The organism is Pseudomonas bubulae (genome assembly GCF_900618535.1).
GTDB lineage: Bacteria > Pseudomonadota > Gammaproteobacteria > Pseudomonadales > Pseudomonadaceae > Aquipseudomonas > Aquipseudomonas bubulae.
The window spans coordinates 1-3,111 of sequence record NZ_UYJA01000013.1 but is presented as its reverse complement, the minus strand read 5'-3'; the positions used below and the strand labels follow the sequence as shown (position 1 = coordinate 3,111).

The following is a 3,111-nucleotide window of genomic DNA, read 5'->3' as shown; positions in this document are numbered from 1 at the left end:
GATGGTGAATGTTGATTTCTGATCTTTTGATTAGATCGTTCTTTAAAAATTTGGGTATGTAATAGAAAGTTAGACTGGATAACACTTTCACTGGTGTTTATTCAGGCTAAGGTAAAATTTGTGATTGCTCTTAATTGAGCAGCGAATTTTCGGCGAATGTCGTCTTCATAGTATAACCAGATTGCTTGGGGTTATATGGTCAAGTGAAGAAGCGCATACGGTGGATGCCTTGGCAGTCAGAGGCGATGAAAGACGTGGTAGCCTGCGAAAAGCTTCGGGGAGTCGGCAAACAGACTTTGATCCGGAGATGTCTGAATGGGGGAACCCACCTAACATAAGTTAGGTATCTTAAGCTGAATACATAGGCTTAAGAAGCGAACCAGGGGAACTGAAACATCTAAGTACCCTGAGGAAAAGAAATCAACCGAGATTCCCTTAGTAGTGGCGAGCGAACGGGGACCAGCCCTTAAGCTGTATTGATGTTAGCGGAACGCTCTGGAAAGTGCGGCCATAGTGGGTGATAGCCCTGTACGCGAAAACATCTTTGCAGTGAAATCGAGTAGGACGGAGCACGAGAAACTTTGTCTGAATATGGGGGGACCATCCTCCAAGGCTAAATACTACTGACTGACCGATAGTGAACTAGTACCGTGAGGGAAAGGCGAAAAGAACCCCGGAGAGGGGAGTGAAATAGATCCTGAAACCGTATGCGTACAAGCAGTGGGAGCCCACTTTGTTGGGTGACTGCGTACCTTTTGTATAATGGGTCAGCGACTTATTTTCAGTGGCAAGCTTAACCGAATAGGGGAGGCGTAGCGAAAGCGAGTCTTAATAGGGCGTCTAGTCGCTGGGAATAGACCCGAAACCGGGCGATCTATCCATGGGCAGGTTGAAGGTTGGGTAACACTAACTGGAGGACCGAACCGACTACCGTTGAAAAGTTAGCGGATGACCTGTGGATCGGAGTGAAAGGCTAATCAAGCTCGGAGATAGCTGGTTCTCCTCGAAAGCTATTTAGGTAGCGCCTCATGTATCACTGTAGGGGGTAGAGCACTGTTTCGGCTAGGGGGTCATCCCGACTTACCAAACCGATGCAAACTCCGAATACCTACAAGTGCCGAGCATGGGAGACACACGGCGGGTGCTAACGTCCGTCGTGAAAAGGGAAACAACCCAGACCGTCAGCTAAGGTCCCAAAGTTATGGTTAAGTGGGAAACGATGTGGGAAGGCTTAGACAGCTAGGAGGTTGGCTTAGAAGCAGCCACCCTTTAAAGAAAGCGTAATAGCTCACTAGTCGAGTCGGCCTGCGCGGAAGATTTAACGGGGCTCAAACCATACACCGAAGCTACGGGTATCATCTTAGGATGATGCGGTAGAGGAGCGTTCTGTAAGCCTGTGAAGGTGAGTTGAGAAGCTTGCTGGAGGTATCAGAAGTGCGAATGCTGACATGAGTAACGATAATGGGTGTGAAAAACACCCACGCCGAAAGACCAAGGTTTCCTGCGCAACGTTAATCGACGCAGGGTTAGTCGGTCCCTAAGGCGAGGCTGAAAAGCGTAGTCGATGGAAAACAGGTTAATATTCCTGTACTTCTGGTTATTGCGATGGAGGGACGGAGAAGGCTAGGCCAGCTTGGCGTTGGTTGTCCAAGTTTAAGGTGGTAGGCTGGAATCTTAGGTAAATCCGGGATTCTAAGGCCGAGAGCTGATGACGAGTGTTCTTTTAGAACACGAAGTGGTTGATGCCATGCTTCCAAGAAAAGCTTCTAAGCTTCAGGTAACCAGGAACCGTACCCCAAACCGACACAGGTGGTTGGGTAGAGAATACCAAGGCGCTTGAGAGAACTCGGGTGAAGGAACTAGGCAAAATGGCACCGTAACTTCGGGAGAAGGTGCGCCGATGGAGGTGAAGCATTTACTGCGTAAGCCCCTGTCGGTCGAAGATACCAGGCCGCTGCGACTGTTTATTAAAAACACAGCACTCTGCAAACACGAAAGTGGACGTATAGGGTGTGACGCCTGCCCGGTGCCGGAAGGTTAATTGATGGGGTTAGCTAACGCGAAGCTCTTGATCGAAGCCCCGGTAAACGGCGGCCGTAACTATAACGGTCCTAAGGTAGCGAAATTCCTTGTCGGGTAAGTTCCGACCTGCACGAATGGCGTAACGATGGCGGCGCTGTCTCCACCCGAGACTCAGTGAAATTGAAATCGCTGTGAAGATGCAGTGTATCCGCGGCTAGACGGAAAGACCCCGTGAACCTTTACTATAGCTTTGCACTGGACTTTGAATTTGCTTGTGTAGGATAGGTGGGAGGCTTTGAAGCGTGAACGCCAGTTTGCGTGGAGCCAACCTTGAAATACCACCCTGGCAACTTTGAGGTTCTAACTCAGGTCCGTTATCCGGATCGAGGACAGTGTATGGTGGGTAGTTTGACTGGGGCGGTCTCCTCCTAAAGAGTAACGGAGGAGTACGAAGGTGCGCTCAGACCGGTCGGAAATCGGTCGTAGAGTATAAAGGCAAAAGCGCGCTTGACTGCGAGACAGACACGTCGAGCAGGTACGAAAGTAGGTCTTAGTGATCCGGTGGTTCTGTATGGAAGGGCCATCGCTCAACGGATAAAAGGTACTCCGGGGATAACAGGCTGATACCGCCCAAGAGTTCATATCGACGGCGGTGTTTGGCACCTCGATGTCGGCTCATCACATCCTGGGGCTGAAGCCGGTCCCAAGGGTATGGCTGTTCGCCATTTAAAGTGGTACGCGAGCTGGGTTTAGAACGTCGTGAGACAGTTCGGTCCCTATCTGCCGTGGACGTTTGAGATTTGAGAGGGGCTGCTCCTAGTACGAGAGGACCGGAGTGGACGAACCTCTGGTGTTCCGGTTGTCACGCCAGTGGCATTGCCGGGTAGCTATGTTCGGGAAAGATAACCGCTGAAAGCATCTAAGCGGGAAACTTGCCTCAAGATGAGATCTCACTGGAACCTTGAGTTCCCTAAAGGGCCGTCGAAGACTACGACGTTGATAGGTTGGGTGTGTAAGCGCTGTGAGGCGTTGAGCTAACCAATACTAATTGCCCGTGAGGCTTGACCATATAACACCCAAGCAATTTGC

At 50.5% G+C, this 3,111-nt stretch carries 1 rRNA gene; it reads left to right on the top strand.

What is annotated here, in order from left to right:
- The first annotated feature begins 197 nt into the window (after positions 1–197).
- Positions 198–3,091, top strand: a 23S ribosomal RNA gene (locus tag PPTH39_RS23405).
- Positions 3,092–3,111 lie beyond the last annotated feature (20 nt).